Consider the following 18522-nt stretch of genomic DNA (forward strand, 5'->3'; position numbering starts at 1 on the left):
CGAGCTTGCGGCTGGGCGGGAGGTTCCCGTTCGATATGCCGGGTCAGGAGATTTTTCATAGCTCGACCGTGAGGGACTCTCATGGCAACCAACACGCCGGACCCGGATCCGCGGGACGGGGGGGACTTCGACTACACGGGCGGGGCGGTGGAGCGCCCGGACCTCGTCGAGGCGCTGGAGGCCCGGGTCGACGGCGACGTACGGTTCGACGACTACTCGAAGCGGCTGTACGCGACCGACGCGTCGGCGTACGAGGTCACGCCGATCGGGGTCGTGATGCCGGCGTCGACGGCGGACGTGGCGGCGGTTCACGAGTACTGCTTCGAGGAGGGAATTCCGGTGTTGCCGCGCGGAGGCGGCACGTCGCTCGCGGGCCAGACGGTGAGCGAGGCGGTCGTCCTCGATCTGACCGACTCGATGGACGCGGTGCTGTCGACGGACCCGGACGCGGGGACCGCCCGGGCGCAGGCGGGGGCGTACGTCGGCGATCTCAACGCCGCGGTCGAGCCCCACGGGCTGAAGTTCGCGCCCGACCCGGCGTGGCGCGACAAGTCCGCGCTCGGCGGCGCGATCGGCAACAACTCCACCGGCTCGCACTCGCTGAAGTACGGGAAGACCGACCACTACGTCGAGGAGGCGGAGGTCGTGCTCGCGGACGGGACGGTGACGACCTTCGGGGAGGTCGCCGTCGAGGAGCTGCGCGAGTCGGCCGATCCCGACGCCGACGACCTCCTGCCGCGAATCTACGCCGAGGTCGTCCGAATCTTAGACGAGGAGGCGGACGCGATCGACGAGCGGTTCCCGGAGATGAAGCGGAACGTCTCCGGCTACAACCTCGACCGCCTGCTCGCCGAGTACCGCGGCGATCACGGCGAGGCGGGCGCGGTCAACCTCGCTCGCCTCATGGCCGGCAGCGAGGGGACGCTCGCGACGGTGACGGAGGCGACGGTCTCGCTCGTGGCGATTCCGGAGACGAAGGCGGTGGCGCTCCTGACGTACGACGACCTCCTCGACGCCATGGAGGACGTGGCGCCGATCCTCGAACACGACCCCGCCGCCGTCGAGGTGATGGACGACGTCCTCTTAGGGCTCGCCGCCGACACGCCGGAGTTCGCGGAGGTCGTCGGAATGCTTCCCGAGGGAACCAATTCCGTGCTCCTCGTCGAGTTCTACGCCGACAGCGACGCGGAGGGGAAACGGAAGGTCGCGGACCTGATCGCGGACCGGGCGGGCGCGACGGCCGAGCGACCCCGACCGGCGACGGTGGCGGAGCCGAGCGACGGCGCCGCGGCGGTCACGAGCCAGCCCCGTCGCGCGGTCGACGCGATGGAGGCGCACGACCCCGCGAAGCGCGACCGGTTCTGGAAGATGCGCAAGGCGGGGCTCCCGATCCTGCTGTCGCGCACCACCGACGACAAGCACATCTCCTTCATCGAGGACTGCGCGATCCCGCCGGAGCACCTCCCGGAGTACACCCGCGAGTTCCAGGAGATTCTGGAGGACAACGACACGTTCGCGACGTTCTACGCGCACGCCGGGCCGGGGGTGCTCCACGTCCGACCGCTGATCAACACGAAGGACGTCGACGGCGTGGACGCGATGGTCGATATCGCCGACCGCGTCACCGACGCCGTGGTCCGGCTCGGCGGGTCGGTGTCTGGCGAGCACGGCGACGGCCGCGCCCGGACCCAGTGGAACCGGAAGCTGTACGGCGAGGACCTGTGGGACGCCTTCCGCGAGCTGAAGACCGCCTTCGACCCCGACTGGCTGCTCAATCCGGGGAACGTCTGCGGCGACTTCGACATGCGCGAGAACCTCCGGTTCGACGCCGACTACGAGTACGACGCCGGCTTCGACCCGGCGATGGAGTGGGCGATCGACAACGGGATGCAGGGGATGGTCGAGCTCTGCCACGGCTGCGGGGGCTGTCGCGGTCCGCAGGAGACCACCGGCGGCGTGATGTGTCCGACCTTCCGCGCCTCCGAGGAGGAGATACAGGCGACCCGCGGCCGGGCGAACATGCTCCGCGGAGCCATGAACGGCGAGCTCCCCGACGACCCGACCGACGACGAGTTCGTCACCGAGGTGATGGACCTCTGCGTCGGCTGTAAGGGCTGTACGGTGGACTGCCCGAGCGGCGTCGACATGGCGAAGCTCAAGGCCGAGGTCGAGCACGCCCACCACGAGGAGCACGGGATCGACCTCCGCACGCGGGTGCTGGGGAACTTCGAGCGGTTGGCGCCCCTCGGATCGAAGCTGGCCCCCCTCTCGAACCTCCCCGGGAAGCTCCCGGGCGCCGGCCTCGTCATGGAGAAGGCCCTCGGGATCGCGAGGGAGCGCGACCTCCCCACGTTCCGCTCGGAGAGCCTGACCGACTGGTTCGAGGCCCGCGGCGGCGCGGGAATCGCCCGCGCCGAGGCCGACCGCGACGTGCTGCTGTTCCCAGACGTGTACACCACCTACACGAACCCCGGCGCGGGGAAGGCCGCGGTACGCGTGCTGGAGGCCGCGAACTGCCACGTCCGGATCCCGGACGTGGACGGGAGCGGTCGCCCCCCGCACTCGAAGGGGATGCTCGAGAAGTCCCGGAAGGCCGCCGAAGACGCGGTCGAGACGCTCGCGCCCGAGACGCGGAACGGCTGGGACGTGGTCGTCGTCGAGCCGACCGACGCCGTGATGCTCCAGAGCGACTACCACGACCTGCTCGACGGCGACGCCAGCGACGTGCCCGACGCCGACGTGGCGTCGGTCTCGGCGAACACCTACGGAATCATGGAGTACGTCGACGCCCACCGGCTCGACGAGGGGATCGACCTCGACGCGCCAACCGAGTCGCTCACCTACCACGGCCACTGTCACCAGAAGGCGACGAAGAAGGACCACCACGCCGTGGGTGTGCTCCGACGGGCAGGGTACGGGGTCGACCCGCTCGACACCTCCTGTTGCGGGATGGCGGGCTCGTTCGGCTACGAGGCCGAGCACTACTCGATGAGCAAGGCGATCGGTCGGATCCTGTTCGATCAGGTCGAGGCGAGCGACGGCGACGAGGTCGTCGCGCCCGGCGCCTCCTGCCGGAGCCAACTGAAGGAGCGCGACGGCGGCGCCCCCGAACCGCCGCATCCGGTCGAGAAGCTGGCGGCGGCGCTGGCGTAGGCGGGCGATCCCGGCGGGGGACTCCCCCGTGAACCGAACGGGGAGTCGTTCTCAAAAGCCACGGGCGCAAGCGTTCCGGTCAATATCGGTCCGGTGACGATTGATAGCGGGAGTAGGTATAGCGATATGGTGGAGTAGTTGTTTATAACTGATCGAGTAGTGTTGCTGGCGGCGGTTTATAAGTGATCGACGGTGCTGCGGTGAACAGCTTCAAAGCCCCAGCCGCTAAGGGCGACGCATGCTCGCTGCGCGCCTCACTCGGTCGCTCACGGTGTTCGCTCCCTCGTTGCGGTGCTTGCGTCCCCTGCGACGCCCTTAGCGGCTGCCCCTTTGAGTCCCACCCGCCCGCAACCGCACAGCGCCTCACGCCTCCCCAGCCTCGTCGCTGGCGGCGACAGCCGCCAGCGACTCCCTCGCACCGGCGGTTCGCGGCCGCCAATGGCGGCCGCGAACCGGGGCGCGCCACAGCCGTTCATTCATAAGCGGTCGTCCCCGTCGCTCACGGCTGTTTAAATATCGAACTGTCACCACCGATCTGCAATACTCACTCCCGCACTCGATCAAGTTACTCGCCTCCTTCGACCCGATCGCGCTCTCGCTCCCGCCGTCGGTCCAAGACCAGTTCGAGTCCCTTCCCGGGACCCCCCTCGATCGGCCAGCCCTTCGTGCGCCACTGGGGCGGCTCGGGTGAGAACTCCGCGCAGGAGCCCGAACACTCCCGGCCGGTCGGGACCTTGTCCTTCGCCGCGCAGTACGGGACGAGCGCTCGACCCTCCCGGCGGAGTTCGAAGTGCCGACAGTCCGGGCGCATCGTGTCGGCGAAGGAGCGCCACCCCTTCCCGTAGGCGCGCTCGGCGATCTCCAGCCGGAGCGTCTCGATCTCGGGATCGCGTCGCTCGCTTCCCTGCGGGCCCAGATCGCTCGGGTGCCACGCCACGCTCGCCGCGTCGGCGCGAACCCCCTCGGAGAAGTCGGTCGCGAGGATGCCGGCCTCGACGGGCATCTCGCGGAGCAGCGCCGGCTCGACGCGCTCGCCGGTCGTCTCGGTCGCGAGCCACGCCTCGTCCGCGAGGCCGGCCTCCACGTCGTGAGCGAGCTGGTCGGCGAGGCGGTCGGCGGCGGAGCGGTCCAGGTCCGGCTTGTTCTCGATCGCGACGATCCGCTCGACCCAGTCCGGGTACGGTCGCGTCCGGCGGAGCTGGATCCGGTTGTTCCGCCGGCGCTTCTCGATCAGGCTCCGGCCCGCGGCCCGGTGCACCGCCTGCCGGACGTAGCGCCACGGGTAGCCGGGGTGCGGGAGCGCGTCGCGGTACCACGCCCACTCGGCCGGGGCGTGGCGCACGACGTGGAGGAGATCGGAATCGATGGTCCGGTCGCCGAACGCGCGGCGGGCCGCGAACGCCGCCGGATCGACCTCGATCACGACCGTGTCCCAGCGGCGCTTCTTGGTACCGAGCTGGCGGGCGACGACCGCGGGACGGGGACCGTCGCTCGGGTGCCACGCGAGCTCGGCGTACCGACAGACGAGGAGCTCGTAGCCGAACTCGGCGTCCGGAGTCACGGTCGGAATCGCCGACGCCGGAGTGAAAAGCGGATCGTCACGGTCGCCCGAGGGTCAGACGTACTCGCCCGTCTCGTCGTCTTTCCGCTCGTCGAGGTACTCGTGAGCGTCTTCGAGGATCTCTCGGGGCCCGGTCTGCGTGATCGTGTTGAGCGCCTGATCGTAGTCGCGCCACTGCAGGTCGCGGTGTTCGTTCGATATCTCGGCGCTCGCCTCGAACGAGCGCGCGATGAACAGGTGGACCGTCTTGTGGATGGTGTTGCCGTTCGCCTCGAACACGTAGTCGTACTCCTCGCGGAAGCCGTCTATCAGCCGGAAATCCTCGATCCCGGCCTCCTCGCCGACTTCCCGTATCGCCGTCTGCTGGAGCTCCTCGTCCCCCTCGACCCCGCCCTTGGGGAACTCCCAGTCCCCCGGTCGGCTCTTCAGGAGCAAGTACTCCCGTTCGCCGCGGGTGTCGCGGAAGAGGATGGCTCCAGCGCTGGTCGCTTCGACCGTCATTAGCGTCAGGTAAGCGAGCACCCCTAAAGAGGGTGTCGGAGTCGCGAACGCACCGGCCGTTGCGGCCCTCTTCGGCTGATTTGGGCGGCGTTAACCCTCGGTGTCGAGATTTTTATACGCCGATCTGGGCGCTGCATGTAGCCTCCCGCCTCGGTAGATGCGTTTTTGGTCCTCGGGCCACCATCACCGGTAACCCCCAGCCATGACCTTCGTCACGAAACTCTCTTTCGCCTCCGGCGACCGGGACGTGCTCGCCGAGACGGTCGAGGAACTCAAGTCGACGCTCGAACGCAAGGGCGCGGAGTGTAAGGGCCCGCACGCCACGCCCGCCGAGACGGTCCGCGTCCCGCTTTACAAGCAGCTCCGCGCCGGCGACGAGTTCTCGCCGTGGAGCTACGACGTGTACAAGCGCTCCATGGAGATCCACGGCGCCGACGACATCGCCCGCGAGGTCGTCGCCCGCGACTTCCCCGACTCGATCCACGTCGAGGTCGAAGTCGATCAGAAGAAACCGCTCGGTCACCGCCGCGACTGATTTTTTAAACCGCTGGAGCGACCGACGGCTCAGTCGTCGTCGCCGGTCGCGACGATCCGCTCGCCGGAGACGAGCCACCCGTCGTCGTTCGCGCGCTCAGCGATCCTCGGCTGGAACACCCACGCGGCGAGTCCGAGGATCGGGAGCATCGACGCCCCGACGATCGCGTAGCCGACGTGGAGGTTCGGGAGGAACGCGGCGGAGAAGGCCAGCGGGTAGACGACCCCGCCGACGGTGCCGATCCCACCGACGATCCCGGTGACCGACCCGGAGTTGTCGGGGAACATCGTCGGCACCTGCGCGAAGATGGCGCCCTCGGAGAACGCGCAGCCGGTCCCGACGAGGAACCCGGCCGCGACGGCGACGTAGATGTTCCCCGTCAGCCCGGCGAGCGTCATGCCGAACATCGACAGCACCACGAACGAGAGCGTGGCGAACGTCCATTGGTTGCGGTACTCCCCGGCGAAGAAGGGGAGGATGTCCCGCTCGTTGCGCGCGACCACGTCGCTGACGTAGCCACCGATGGGCCGTAAGAGTCCGGCGGCGACCGAGAACGTCGCGGCGAACGTCGCCGCGATCACCACGTCGCCCTGGCCGAACGCCTCGCGGTAGTACGTTCCCAGCCAGCCGTTCATCGCCAGTTCGAGCCCGAACGACATCACGTACGCGACGGAGAGGACGACCGCGCCGTAGCGGGTGGCGATGAAGCGCCACTGGTCCCAGCTCACGCCCGCCTTCGTCGCCTCTCGTTTGGTCTCGCTCTTCGCGGCGGCGCCGAAGACGTAGTAGACGACCCCGAGCAGCACCGCGAGCACGCCCGTGTAGAAGAACGCCGCCCGCCAGTTCGACGAGGTGGCGAGGAACCCGGTCCCGAATATCGGGTCGACGTATCCCTCGCCGAAGATCCGCGGGAGCGTGAAGTACGCGCCCAGTCCGGCCCCGGCGTTGCCGATCCCGGCGAAGATCCCCTCAGCGGTTCCGAGGTTCTCCGCCTCGAACCACTCGGAGACGTGTTGGATGCCGATGACGAACGTGATCCCCGACAGCGACGCGACGATCCGAGAGGCGGTGAACACCTCGTAGGTCTGTACGAACGCGCTGGCGATCGCGAACGCCCCGACTGTCACGAGCGTCACGCCGCCGGTGACGTCAGCCCCGAACCGGTCGGTCAGCGGTCCGACGAGGATGCGGCCGAGGGGGACGGCGACGACGGCCGCGCTCGCCACGATCCCGAGCTGTTGGACAGAAAGACCGAACTCCGCGGCGATGCCGCCGGTGAACGGCGCGAACGAGAACCAGATCACGAACCCGAGGTTGAACATCGCCGTCGCGAGGATCAGGTTCCGGTACTTGCCGTACAGCAGGTCGGTCGCCTTCACCGCGAGACACCCCCTGAGGAACGATCGTTGGCGTCTGGACGATCGCGAACCTCGATCCCCCGATCGACCGCGTTCTCACGCCGGGGTGCGCACCTCGGCGAGAGTTTGGCGGCGTCGGAGTCCGGATCGCACACCGATTGCGATTCGAATTGGGTGAGCATGGTATTTCTTACAAAACAACAACACAGACTAGATATTAATAAACAAATTGGTTGACAAAATTATATTCTAGGCGGCCGTGGTGTGCTATCCTCAAGAAGCGTTTTCACAGAGAATCATTCCCAGATAAATGAGAGAAATTAAAAAATGCGAATCTAATCGATCTATTCTCGAAAGAACAACGACCTGTCCGATCGTTCGCTGATCTGTTTTACTTCTTTAATCACGATTCCATGGGTACTGGGCACACGATTACACGAGAGACGGCGACGCGACTGGTCGGAAGGAGACGGACTGCAGGCAGAAAGGCAGCCAGCGGCGGGCGACCCGATCAGGAGTACGAGCCGGTCCCGTTCGGCTGACCCGAGCCGCCGGCGATATCGGTAGTGGTACCGTTCGGGGCCCGCAGCGCGACCGCGCACTGCTTGAGGTTCGGTTCGGCGGACTCCGGGTCCGCGGCGGACAGCGTGAGCCGGTTCGCCGCCGGGTTGTGGACCGGGAGCCAGACGAGCCCCGGCGGCACGTCGGCGTCGGGCGCGACCCGGACCGTCACCGCGGACCGGCGGGACTCGATCACCGTCTCCCCCCGGTCGAACGCCCGCAGGTTGTCGGCGATCGTTTCGGGGTGCATCCGCGCCGCGGTCGCGCTGTCGCCGTCGTCACCGGTACCGTCGTCGAACCGGGTCCGGATCCCGGTGTTGTACGCGTCCGGACGCCGACCGGTGGTGAGCGTGAGCGGGTACGACTCGTCGATCGGCTCCGGCACGCCCCCGTGAGTCGCGCTCGAGAACCGCGCTCGGCCGGAGTCGGTGGGGAACGACCACGGGCTCTCGCCGTCGTTCTCGGAACCTCCGGCGTGGTACCGATACCCGCCTTCGGCGGTCCCGTCCGGGGCCGGCCACCGGACGGCCAGCTCCTCCGCGAGCCGGTCGTAGGAGATCCCCGAGAGGTCCGCCGTCGTGCCGCGCGTCAGCGCGCCGACCTCGTCGAACAGCGCCTCGGGGTCGAGCCGCGTCGACTCGAACAGTTCGGGGACGACCCGGTCGGCGACCGCGCCGATGACGTCCACGTCCCGCCGGACGCCCTCCGGGGGCTCTCGCGCGGCGGTGACCCGAGAGACGCGGCGCTCCATGTTCATCACCGTCCCCTCGGACTCGCCCCACGTCGCCGCCGGCAACACCACGTCCGCCAGCTCGACGGTGTCGGAGCGGAACGCGTCCTGGACGATCAGGAACGTGTCCTCGAGCGCGCTCTCGACGTGGTTCGCGTCCGGCATCCCCGCGGCCGGGTTCGTCGCCACCGTCCAGCAGACGTCGACGTTGTCCCGCGCCAGCTCGTCGACGATCCGGACGAACCCCGGGCCGGACGAGTCGGGGAGCCGGCGCAGGGGAACGCCCCACGCGTTCGCGATCGCCTTGCGGTGCGCCGCGTCGTCGAACGGTCTGTACCCCGGCCACGACGACTTCGAGGCGCAGACGCGGTTCCCCATCGAGTTCGCCTGCCCGGTCAGCGAGAACGGCCCGCTGCCGGGGCCCACGTTCCCCGTCGCGAGACAAAGATCGATCAGCGAGCGGGCGGTTCCGGTACCCTGCACGCTCTGATTGACGCCCATTCCCCAGTACACGAGCGTCCGATCGTCGAACGCCGCGGCGAGTTCGGAGACGCGCTCGACCGACACGCCGGCGGTCTCGGCGGCAACGTCGACCTCGGGCAGCGATCCGACTATTGCCTCGAACCCCTCGGTGTGCCGCTCGACGAACTCCCGGTCGACGAGCCCGTCCTCGACGACCTGCGCGAGCACGGCCCGCGCTAAGGCCAGATCGGTCCCCGGCTCCGGTCGGACGTGGCAGTCGGCGTCGGCGGCGGTCGCGCTCTCGACGGGGTCGACGACGATCAGTCGGCCGTCGTCGTCGCTCGCGCTGTCGGCGATCCACCGGTACATCACCGGATGCGCCACCGCGGGGTTCGCGCCCCAGATCACGTGCGTCTCGGCGTCGGGGATGTCCTCGTAGGTCGGCGGCGGCGCGTCGCTCCCGAACGCCCCCATATACGCCTGCACCGCCGAGGCCATACAGAGGGTGGTGTTGGCGTCGTAGTACCGGGTGCCGAAGCCACCGCGCGCGAGCTTCCCCAGCGCGTACGCCGCCTCGTTCGTCTGCTGGCCGCTTCCCAAGACCGCGACGTTGTCGTTCCCGTCCCTGAGCGCCTCGACGATCCGCACCGAGACCGTCCCGAGAGCGGTGTCCCAGTCCGTCGGCCGGAGCGTCCCGCCGCGGCGGATCAGGGGTTCCGTCAGCCGCTCGCCGCTCGGCTCGACCGTCTCGCGGACCCCCCGACTGCAGGTCTCGCCCCCGTTCGTCGGGTGACCGTCGTCGCCGCGGACGCCGAGTCGCCCGTCGTCGCCGGCGCGCTGTCGGTAGCCGCACCCGACCGCGCATCGCATACACGTTGTTGGCCTTCGATCAGTCATTTGCGTTTATAGTGCGCAACCGTCTCGATTAAACAGATAATCACATTCATTCGTACGCTGTTCTCGTGTCGATCTGGCTCTCCGTTTTTTCCCGTCCGGTATAATTCTTTTTTCGCATGAATAACCGTGTAGTATACTGTGGGCGGAACGCTCGCGGCTCGCTCGTCCGCCGGAACCGGGACGGGGGCAGGGAAGTCAGTCGTCCGAGGAGGCGGGCTCGCCGTCCGCGGTGGGACGACCCTCGTGGACCAACGGGTTCGACGGTTGCGGCGCCCGGACGTCGACCGCGCACTGCTTGAGGTTCGGCTCGTCGGACTCGGGATCGACGACCGGGAGCGTGAGGACGTTCACGGCCGGGTGGTGGATCGGCAGCCACACCACCCCCTTCGGCACGCCGTCGTCCGGGTTGACCCTTATCGTCGCGGACCCCCGCCGCGACGAGACGACCGTCTTCCCGCGGTCGAACGCCTCGATGTACTCCAGCGTCGTCTCCGGGTGGATCCGTGCGGTCGGAGGCCCGTCGGCCTCGACCCCGCGGCTCCGAACCCCGGTGTTGTACGCGCCGGGCTCTCGGCCGGTCGTTAAGGTCAGCGGGAACTCGTCGTCGGTCGGCTCGGCGAGGCCGTCGTGGACCCCCGTCGAGAACCGCGCGCGGCCCGACGGCGTCGGGAACGACCACCCGTCGTCGCCGACGTAGCGGTACCCGCCCTCCGCCTCGGGCGACGGCGCGGGCCACCTGACCGCGCGCTCCGCCTCCAGCCGGTCGTAGGAGATCCCAGACAGATCCGCGGGCGTCCCCGCCGTCAGCTCGCGGAGCTCGTCGAAGGTCGATTCCGGCGAGACCGCGGGTTCCGGAAACAGCTCCCCGTCGATCGCGGCGCCGATGGCGACGATGATGTCGAGATCCTGCTTGATCTTCGGGGAGGTCTCCGTGGCGGCGCGGACCCGAGAGACCCGGCGCTCCATGTTGGTGACGGTCCCCTCGGACTCGCCCCACGTCGCCGCCGGCAGCACCACGTCGGCCAGCTCGACGGTCTCGGTCCGGAACGCGTCCTGTGCGACGAGGAAGGCGTCTTCGAGAGCGCCCTTGACGCGGCTCGCGTCGGGCATCCCCGCGACCGGGTTCGTCGCCACCGTCCAGCACACCTCTGGCGGGCCGTCCGCGACGGCGTCGACGATGCCGACCGGTCCCGGACCCGGGTCGTCCGGGAGCCGGCTCCGCGGGATCCCCCACGCGTCGGCGACGAACCGCCGCTCTTCCGGATCAGTGAACCCGCGTTGACCCGGCCACGTCCCCTTCGACGAGCAGACGCGAGTCCCCATCGAGTTCGCTTGGCCCGTCAACGAGAACGGTCCGCTTCCGGGTCGGAGGTTCCCCGTCGCGAGACACAGGTCGATGAGGGCTCGCGAGGTCGCCGTCCCCTGCACGCTCTGGTTGACGCCCATCCCCCAGTAGACGAGCGTCGGGTCAGTCACGGCCTCCGCGACGCGCTCGACGGTCTCGACCGAGACCCCGGCGGCCTCGGCGGCCTCTCCCACCGAGGGCAACGCGTCGACCGTCGCCTCGAACCCCGTCGTCGCCTCGGCGACGAACTCGCTGTCGACGGCGTCGTCGGCGACGATCTGCGCCAACACCGCCCGGGCGAACGCCAGATCGGTGCCGGGGTCCACCTGGACGTGGCAGTCCGCGTCGTCGACGGTCTCGCTCTCGACGGGATCGACGACGATCAGCTCGCTGTCGTCGTCGCTCGCGCTGTCGGCGATCCAGCGGTACATCACCGGATGCGCCACCGCGGGGTTCGCGCCCCAGATCACGTGCGTCTGTGCGTCGGGAACGTCCTCGTAGGTCGGCGGCGGCGCGTCGCTCCCGAACGCCTGGTAGTAAGCGGTGACGGCGGAGGCCATACAGAGGGTGGTGTTGGCGTCGTAGTACCGGGTGCCGAGGCCGCCGCGAGCGAGCTTCCCAAGCGCGTACGCCGCCTCGTTCGTCTGCTGGCCGCTCCCCAACACGGCGACGCCGTCCGAGCTCTCGGCGAGGGCGTCCTCGATATGCGAGACGACGGTCCCGATCGCCGTCTCCCAGCTGGTGGGCACGAGGGTGCCGTCTTCCCTGATAAGGGGCCGCGTCAGCCAGTCGCCGTCCGGGTTCGCGGTCTCGTCGATGCCGCGCTGGCAGGCGAGGCCGCGGTTGACCGGATGCGAGGCGTCGCCGCGGACGGTGTCGAGCCCGTAGTGGGTGGCGTACCCCTGCTGGAGGTGCCCGCACCCGACGGCACACCGCATACACGTGGTCGGCGTCCACTCGCTCATCGGCGGTGCGACTCCTCCGTGGTGATCCCGCGCCCCGCTAGAGCGGTCGATCCGCCGGCGGTTCCGATCCGTGACCGGTCCGAAACAGGTGGCCCGCACACGTGGTTTCGCATCAGTTAGTTTCTGAATATCACATACCCAATCAGCGCTATAATTGTTTTGGTATGGATGAATAGCGCGTATTAGAAAAGGAACGCACAGTAATTCAAGGTATTTCTAAATAAACATGCGCATACTTGGGCGGGCGTCGACGCCCACGCACGCGCCGCCGACGCACCCGCGTGGGTCCTCGATGCCGGACGGGAACGCGTGCGGTCCGAGACGCTCGGCGAACGGCGATCTCCGCGACCAACGGGTCGATCACGCGACGCGTGACCCATTTGTCGCGAACCGTGACGCTCGCTCGGAGCGGACACCCGATCGATACGAGTGAACTCCGACTCGCGCCACACTGCGACGGCCCGGTTGAATTTGTGAACTTCTCTCCGGCTACGCTACCCCATTTATAATTTCGTTGGTTATAGATAGAAATATATTCTGCTCTGAGCGACGCCTTTCCGATCGCTTCGTTATGCTCTCTATTTTGTGATTTTATAAAAACCGAACTATTTTATGATTCCCTGTAAACTTCTACCCGATATGGACCACCATTCGGCCAATATAAACCCGGAACAGTTCCACACCAACGAGGAGAGTGATCGGTGATGGCCAACAAAAAGGAGGACTGGAAGTCGGAGCTGTACGGCGACGAGGTGCGTGAGAAGCTACTGGAGTTCGCGGAGACGGGGCTCGAGTCGATCCCGGAAGACGAGCGCGAGAAGTGGTTCACCCGATTCAAGTTCTGGGGGGTGTTCCACCAGCGCTCGGGCCAGGAGGGGTACTTCATGATGCGGCTGACCAACGCCAACGGGATCTTAGAGCCCGGTCAGCTCCGCGCGATCGCCGAGGTCGCCCGCGACTACGCGTCGGGGCCGGTGTCGAACCCCGAGTTCGGCGACGGGTGGATCGACCTGACGACCCGACAGTCGATCCAGCTCCACTGGATCGAACTGGAAGACATCCCGGAAATTTGGGAGAAGCTCGAATCGGTCGGGGTGACCACTCGCTCCTCGGGCGGGGACACGATGCGGAACATCTCCGGCAGTCCGGTCGCCGGCAAGGACGCGAACGAGGTGATCGACACGCTCCCGCTGCTCGAACGGTTCCAAGAGGAGATCCGTGGCGACGACGACCTCTGTAACATGCCCCGGAAGTTCAACATCAGCGTCTCCGGGACGCCCGAGGGCGGCGCGCAGGACGCGATCAACGACATCGGGCTCGAACCCGCAAGCAAGCAGATTGACGACGAGGGGACGCTCGGCTTCAACGTGCGCGTCGGCGGCGGGCTCGGCGGTCGCGAGCCCCGGGTCGCTCGCCCCCTCGACGTGTTCGTCACGCCGGACGAGGCGTACGAGGTCGTCCGCGGCTTCGTCGAGCTGTACCACGACCACGGCGATCGGCAGGTCCGCGCGAAGAACCGCTCGCGGTTCTTCGTCGACGAGCACGGCACCGAGTGGATCCGCGACCTGCTCGAGGAGGAGTACGTCGACGCCGACCTCCGGACCGCCGGCGAGGACATCCGCGACGAGTACACCTACAACGCCGGGTCGGCCCCCGAGGAGGGTAAGAAGGACTACACCGGCGTCCACGAACAGGGCGACGGCAAGCGGTACGTGGGCCTCAGCGTCCCCGTCGGCCGGCTGCCGGCCGAGGAGGCGATCGAGCTCGCCGACCTCGCCGACGAGTACGGCTCCGGCGAGATCCGGCTCACGCGCCGGCAGAACCCGATCATCGTCGACGTGGAGCCCGATCGGGTGGACGAGCTGCTCGCGGAGTCGCTGCTCGCGAAACACCGCCCGGAGCCGAACCCGTTCGTCCGGGGTGCGATGGCCTGTACCGGCACCGAGTTCTGCTCGATCGCGCTCGTCGAGACCAAGACGCGGATGGCGACGATGCTCCGCTGGTTCCGCGAGAACGTCGACCTGCCCGACGACGTCGAACAGCTGAAGGTCCACTTCTCCGGCTGTACCGCCGACTGCGGCCAGGCCAACACGGCGGACATCGGCCTGCTCGGCATGCGGGCGCGGAAGGACGGGGAGATGGTCGAGGCGGTCGACATCGGCGTCGGCGGCGGGATGGGCGAGGACCCCTCCTTCGTCGACTACGTCCGACAGCGGGTGCCGGCCGACGAGGCCCCAGGCGCGATCCGGAACCTGATCGAGGCGTTCGGGGAGCGCCGGGCGCCGGGCCAGACGTTCCGCGAGTGGGTGGCCGCGACCGACGACGAGACGCTCGCGGAGCTGTGCGAGCCCGAGGAGACCGACTACGTCGATCCGACGCTCACCGACGCGAAGCAGTCGTGGTACCCGTTCGCCGAGGAGGGGACGACGGCGGCGGATCCAGAGGTGGTCTCGTCCGATGACTGACCGCGCGATCGGTTCGGGGACGGACGACCGCACGATCGCCGCCGAGGGCGACACGGAGGACCGGGCGCAACACGCGTCGGCCGACGTCGCGCCGGAGCTGTTCGGCTGGTAGATCGGTCCGGAGCGACTTCCATCACATGTACGACGAAATTCTGTTCCCGACCGACGGCAGCGAGGCATCGAAGCGGACGTTCCCGCACGCGGTGAGTCAGGCGGAGGCCTTCGACGCGCGGGTCCACGTCCTCTACGTGGTGAACACGACGTACGCCGGCGTCGGCGCCGGCGGCGGCAAGAACGTTAACTCCCTCCGCGCGGAGGGCGAGGAGGTGACCGAGGAGTTCGAGCGGCGGCTCCGCGACGAGGACGTAGAGGTGATCACGCGGATCGAAGACGGAGACCCCCACACGGAGATCACGCGATACGCCGACGGCGAGGCCGACATGATCGTCATGGGGACGCGGGGGCGAAGCGGGATCGAGAAGTACCTGCTCGGCAGCGTCACCGAGAAGGTCGTCCGGACCGCCGACGTGCCGGTGTTCACGGTTCGGACGCCCGAGTCGGAGTGAGCGCTCCTCGCCCGACGTGACCGCTTCTTTCCCCGTCGCAAGGCCCATGTCGCTTCCCGCCGTCCGCCCGGACATGAACGAGCGGATCACGTCGGTGACCGCGTACACGACGCTGGACCTCGTCGACGGGGCGGCCGTCGGCTACGACTGGACCGAGGACGCCACAGGCGTGTTGAACGTCACAGCGTCCGACGAGGAGCCGGGTCGCGTCGAACTGCAGTTCGAGCTCGACGGCCTCGACGTCGACCGGCTTCCGAACCACGCCGACAGGGTCGATCTCACGCCGGAGCAGGCAAGGACGGTCGCGGCCGCGCTGACGCGGTACGCGGACCGGATCGAGGACGGAGACGAAAGCGACGACTGACGACGCGGAGAGAACGAGAGAGTCGAACCGCCACGCGATCGTTTAAGCCCGGTCGAAGCCTCGCGGCGGTATGAGCGCTCTCGACGACGACGCGTACCGCGCGTTCCGCCGCGACCTGCACCGCCACCCCGAGCCCGCGTGGCGCGAGTTCTACACCACCGCCCGGATCGTCGAGGAGCTCCGCGAGCGCGACCTCACGGAGCTGTACGTCGGCCCGGACGCGCTGGCGACCGACGACCGCATGAACGTCCCCGACGACGAGGAGCTCGCGGAGTGGGAGCAGCGCGCCCGCGACGCGGGCGCGGACCCGGAGATCGTCGACCGGCTCTCGGGCGGGTACACCGGCTGCGTCGCGGTCGCCGAGCGCGGTCCCGGCCCCGTGATCGGGCTCCGGGTCGACATCGATGCGCTCCCGGTGACAGAGTCCGAGGACGCCGACCACGTCCCCGCGGCCGAGGGGTTCCGATCGGAGCGGGAGGGGTACATGCACGCGTGCGGCCACGACGCGCACGCGACGATGGGGCTCGGAACGCTCGACGCGGTTCTCGACTCCGACTTTGCGGGCACGCTCAAGGTGTTCTTCCAGCCCGGCGAAGAGCAGGTCGCGGGCGGCAAGCCGATGGCGGAGTCGGGCCACCTCGACGACGTCGACTACCTCTACGCCGTCCACGTGGGCCTCGATCACCCATCCGGCGAGGTCGTCTGCGGCGTCGACGGGTTCCTCGCCGTGCGGCACTTCCTCGCGGAGTTCACGGGCGAGCCGGCCCACGCGGGCGCGCGTCCGGAACAGGGACGGAACGCGGTGCAGGCGATGGCGGCGGCGGTCCAGAACCTCTACGCGATCCCCCGACACGCCGACGGTCCGACCCGGGTGAACGCCGGGATCGTCGGCGGCGGCACCGCGACGAACGTCATCCCCGAGGAGTCGCTCATCGAGGGCGAGCTCCGAGGTGCGACGACCGAGCTGGCCTCGTCCATGTCCGAGCACGCCGACCGGATCCTGGAGTCGGCCGCGGAGATGCACGACTGCGCGGTCGAGGTCTCGACGAAGGGCGAGGCCCCGAGCGCGACGAGCGACGACGCGCTCGCCGGGATCGTCGGCGAGGTCGCCGGCGACGTGGCGGGCGTCACGCAGATCGTCGACAGCGCCGACCTCGGTGGGTCAGAGGACGCCACCTACCTGATGCAGTCGGTTCAAAAGCGCGGCGGGCTCGCCTGCTACGTCGGCGTCGGCACCGACCACCCCGGCGGCCACCACACGAGCACGTTCGACACCGTCGAGGGCGACATCGCGATCGGAATCGGCGTGCTCTCCGGGGCGATCCGGAAGGTCGCCCAGACGCGGCCCTGAGCCGGGAGAGAACGGGGAAAACGAAAATTAGAGGCGGCTATTCCGTCGTCTCCGCCGATCCGTCTATCTCCTCCCCGCACTCCGGGCACTGCTCCCGCGAACCGTCGAACTCCTCGCCGCAGGCGGGACACCGGAACGTCTCGGCGCTCTCGGCCGCGTTCTTCGCGGACTGTTTGAACGTCTCTACCTGCCGGCCGAGCTCGGTGAATAGCCCCATAGTCCCTCGTACGAGGGGGCGACGAGACAAAAGCGTTCGCCGGGACGCGGAGGAGGGACTCGCCCCCCGGGATCAGACTGCGACTCAGTACTTCGCGTCCGCGCCCGTCGTCTCGTAGATCCGGTCCATGATCGCGTCGCGCTCGCGGGTCCAGTTCGCCATCGCGGCGGGGCTGGTCGGGTAGGATTCGTAGTGGTCGAGCAGCTCGTCGGCGAGCGTCTTCGTCTGGTAGAAGTTCCGGATCGTCCCCCAGTACCCGAAGCTCTTGACCGCCGCCTTCAGCTTCAGGCCGAAGGACATCGAGGTCGACCCCTCGTACAGCGCCTCAGCGAGCTTCTCGCCCGGCAGCGCCGCGAGCAGGCCCATCAGGTCGTCGACGTCGACCGCGGTCGAGAGCACGTTGTACACGTCGAGGCCGGCGTATCGGCCGCCGAAGTGGTCCATCACGCGCGTGTTGTACCGCCAGAGGTTCTCCTCGCTCACGTCGCCGTCCGAGACCGCCTTCACCGCCTGCTCGCCGGCGTACTTGCCCGCGTACGCCGCGCCGGCGATGCCGCCGCCGGTGGTCGGGTTGACGTGGCCCGCGGCGTCGCCGACCGCCATGTACCCCGGCGCGACCGCCGAGTCGTACGGGCGGCGGGTCGGCAGCGCGGCGCCGAGCTTATCTTTGACCTCGGCGCCCGCGAACTCGTCGCGGTTCCGGAGATCGCGTTTCAGCGCCTCGACGAGCTGCATCGGCTCCTCGTTCATCTGGAAGCCGAGCCCGACGTTGATCTCGGTCGCGGTCCGCGGGAAGTACCAGAGGTAGCCCGCGGCGCGGTCGGTCGCCTTGAACACGAGGGCGTCGTCCCACTCGACCGGCTCCGGCACCTCGACGATCTCGCGGTACGCCGAGCAGAACTGGGAGTACCGGACGTTGGTGTCGAAGGTCGTCTCCTCGAAGTCCGCCTTGTCCTGTAACAGCGACAGCGACCCGGCGCCGTCGATGACCAGATCCGCCTCGTAGGTGACCGGGTCGCCCTTGCGCTTGGCGCTCAGTCCCGTGACCCGACCGGTGTCGGTCTGGATCACGTCGTTGATCACGGTGTCGTAGTGGAAGTCGACTCCCGCGTCCTCCGCGCCCGAGATGATCTGTCGCCCGTACTCCCACCGGTCGATGACGGCGAGCTCGCCGGGGACGGGAATTTCGAGGATCGTGTCCTCCTGCGGGATCTCGAAGCGCCCGTGGTCGACGCCGGTGTTGGTGAACGCCGGCTCCAGCCGGTCTTTCGGGATCGCCTCCGGGAAGGCGTCGGCGCCCTTCAGCGCGTCCCCGCAGGCGATGTGGCCGGCCTCCTCCGCGTCCTTCCGCTCGACGATGACGACGTCGAGCCCCTCGTTCGCGATCGTCGCGGCCGCGTAACAGCCGGCGGTCCCGGCGCCCGCCACGACGACGTCGTACTCGTCGATGCTCATACCACGTGCGTGGTCGCCCCTGTGGCAAAACTCTTT

General features: G+C 68.4%; 13 protein-coding genes. 6 read left to right on the forward strand and 7 right to left on the reverse strand.

Annotation, left to right across the window (positions count from 1 at the left end; translation table 11 throughout):
* Window positions 1-81: 81 nt before the first annotated feature.
* Window positions 82-3153: an FAD-binding and (Fe-S)-binding domain-containing protein gene (locus EDM04_RS07525; RefSeq protein ID WP_123620697.1), complete on the forward strand. Its 3072-nt coding sequence runs from the start codon at window positions 82-84 to the stop codon at window positions 3151-3153.
* A gap of 565 nt (window positions 3154-3718) precedes the next feature.
* Here the strand turns inward: EDM04_RS07525 and EDM04_RS07530 are convergent.
* Both EDM04_RS07530 and EDM04_RS07535 read right to left on the reverse strand, forming a co-directional pair.
* A complete protein-coding gene (locus tag EDM04_RS07530) occupies window positions 3719-4714 on the reverse strand; it encodes a DUF5787 family protein (RefSeq protein ID WP_123620699.1) in 996 nt (331 codons plus the stop codon).
* Between the two features lie 54 nt (window positions 4715-4768).
* On the reverse strand, window positions 4769-5215 hold the full coding sequence (locus EDM04_RS07535) for a bis(5'-nucleosyl)-tetraphosphatase (RefSeq protein ID WP_123620701.1): 447 nt from the start codon (window positions 5213-5215) through the stop codon (window positions 4769-4771).
* A 202-nt stretch (window positions 5216-5417) separates the two neighbouring features.
* Between EDM04_RS07535 and EDM04_RS07540 the strand changes: the two genes are divergently transcribed.
* The gene (locus EDM04_RS07540; RefSeq protein WP_123620703.1) at window positions 5418-5750 is read left to right on the forward strand and encodes an uS10/mL48 family ribosomal protein; all 333 of its coding nucleotides are present in this window, start codon (window positions 5418-5420) and stop codon (window positions 5748-5750) included.
* Window positions 5751-5779: 29 nt separating this feature from the next.
* Here the strand turns inward: EDM04_RS07540 and EDM04_RS07545 are convergent, their stop codons facing one another.
* The 3 genes from EDM04_RS07545 to nasA (EDM04_RS07555) all read right to left on the reverse strand — a co-directional run bounded on the left by EDM04_RS07545 (window position 5780) and on the right by nasA (EDM04_RS07555) (window position 12068).
* Window positions 5780-7129: an MFS transporter gene (locus EDM04_RS07545; RefSeq protein ID WP_123620706.1), complete on the reverse strand. Its 1350-nt coding sequence runs from the start codon at window positions 7127-7129 to the stop codon at window positions 5780-5782.
* A gap of 490 nt (window positions 7130-7619) precedes the next feature.
* Window positions 7620-9758: an assimilatory nitrate reductase NasA gene (gene nasA / locus EDM04_RS07550; RefSeq protein WP_123620708.1), complete on the reverse strand. Its 2139-nt coding sequence runs from the start codon at window positions 9756-9758 to the stop codon at window positions 7620-7622.
* A 195-nt stretch (window positions 9759-9953) separates the two neighbouring features.
* Complete coding sequence (gene nasA / locus EDM04_RS07555; RefSeq protein ID WP_123620710.1) at window positions 9954-12068, reverse strand: assimilatory nitrate reductase NasA; 2115 nt, start codon at window positions 12066-12068, stop codon at window positions 9954-9956.
* 704 nt (window positions 12069-12772) lie between these two features.
* Between nasA (EDM04_RS07555) and EDM04_RS07560 the strand changes: the two genes are divergently transcribed.
* The 4 genes from EDM04_RS07560 to EDM04_RS07575 all read left to right on the forward strand — a co-directional run bounded on the left by EDM04_RS07560 (window position 12773) and on the right by EDM04_RS07575 (window position 16814).
* Complete coding sequence (locus EDM04_RS07560) at window positions 12773-14533, forward strand: nitrite/sulfite reductase (RefSeq protein WP_123620712.1); 1761 nt, start codon at window positions 12773-12775, stop codon at window positions 14531-14533.
* A 137-nt stretch (window positions 14534-14670) separates the two neighbouring features.
* Window positions 14671-15099: a universal stress protein gene (locus tag EDM04_RS07565; RefSeq protein ID WP_123620714.1), complete on the forward strand. Its 429-nt coding sequence runs from the start codon at window positions 14671-14673 to the stop codon at window positions 15097-15099.
* A gap of 73 nt (window positions 15100-15172) precedes the next feature.
* Window positions 15173-15463, forward strand: a complete 291-nt coding sequence (locus EDM04_RS07570; protein WP_123620715.1) for a DUF6360 family protein — start codon at window positions 15173-15175, stop codon at window positions 15461-15463.
* 70 nt (window positions 15464-15533) lie between these two features.
* Window positions 15534-16814: an amidohydrolase gene (locus EDM04_RS07575; protein ID WP_123620716.1), complete on the forward strand. Its 1281-nt coding sequence runs from the start codon at window positions 15534-15536 to the stop codon at window positions 16812-16814.
* 37 nt (window positions 16815-16851) lie between these two features.
* On the opposite strand, the gene EDM04_RS07580 is transcribed toward EDM04_RS07575, so the two are convergent.
* Entirely contained in the window at window positions 16852-17031 is a 180-nt protein-coding gene (locus EDM04_RS07580) for a hypothetical protein (protein WP_123620717.1), read from the reverse strand.
* Window positions 17032-17115: 84 nt separating this feature from the next.
* Window positions 17116-18486, reverse strand: a complete 1371-nt coding sequence (locus EDM04_RS07585; RefSeq protein ID WP_123620718.1) for a geranylgeranyl reductase family protein — start codon at window positions 18484-18486, stop codon at window positions 17116-17118.
* Window positions 18487-18522 lie beyond the last annotated feature (36 nt).

The sequence above is a fragment of the Halorubrum sp. CSM-61 genome (genome assembly GCF_003781945.1).
Taxonomy (GTDB): Archaea; Halobacteriota; Halobacteria; order Halobacteriales; family Haloferacaceae; genus Halorubrum.